Source organism: Kitasatospora nipponensis (assembly GCF_039528135.1).
Classification (GTDB): domain Bacteria; phylum Actinomycetota; class Actinomycetes; order Streptomycetales; family Streptomycetaceae; genus Kitasatospora; species Kitasatospora nipponensis.
In genome coordinates this window covers 1-656 of sequence record NZ_BAAALF010000793.1, presented here as the reverse complement: position 1 = coordinate 656, position 656 = coordinate 1, and the positions used below count along the sequence as shown (strand labels likewise).

Annotated in this window: 1 protein-coding gene; it reads right to left on the bottom strand. The window is 72.4% G+C overall.

Going from position 1 to position 656, the window contains the following annotated elements; translation table 11 throughout:
• Positions 1-311 (bottom strand): transposase family protein (locus ABD323_RS43380; RefSeq protein ID WP_344447527.1); only part of this gene is annotated, 311 nt, incomplete at its 3' end.
• Positions 312-656: the final 345 nt, after the last annotated feature.

Genomic DNA, 656 nt, shown 5'->3' with positions numbered 1-656 from the left:
GCCGATCCCGCGAGCGCCGAACCCACGGCCTCCACGACCCTCTGCAGGGCCGGCGTGCGGCGCTGGTAGCGGCGGGTCAGCCCGGCGACCTGCTCCACGAAGGTGGCCCTGGAACAGCCGGCGTTCTCGCAGTACAGCCGTCGCACCGATAAGTCGATCACCATTGGGCGTCCACCCACCGCCTCGTCCGCGACACGCCGTACGTACCGCGAATGCACCCGCCCCGACGCTCGCCCGCACCCCGGACAAACGACCGGGGCACCGTCCAGGGTCCGGGCCGCGATCCGCAACGGGCCATCGCCCGCTTCCACCCGCACCGCCGCCAGCTGCGGCAGCAGCTCCTCCACCGCGACAACACACGCCACCACGCTGGCACGAACAACCCCGGGGCATCACGGGCGCGTTGAAGCACCCGGCTACGAAAATCTTGGAAGAGCCAAGAAGCTGACACTCCCTCTACCGGGCCCTGCCCGAAGCCGACCAGGCCGAGATCCTGCGCACCGTCGCCACCCGAACCGGTGCGTCCTGGCTCGCCGGCCGCCCGCGCCTGGACGACGCCGCGCTGGCCCAGCAGCACCTCGCCGACTCCGTCAGCACGGTGCTCGCCGAGCGCCGTCAGCTCACGGCCGAGGCCACCCGTCCCGAGCAGCCGCACG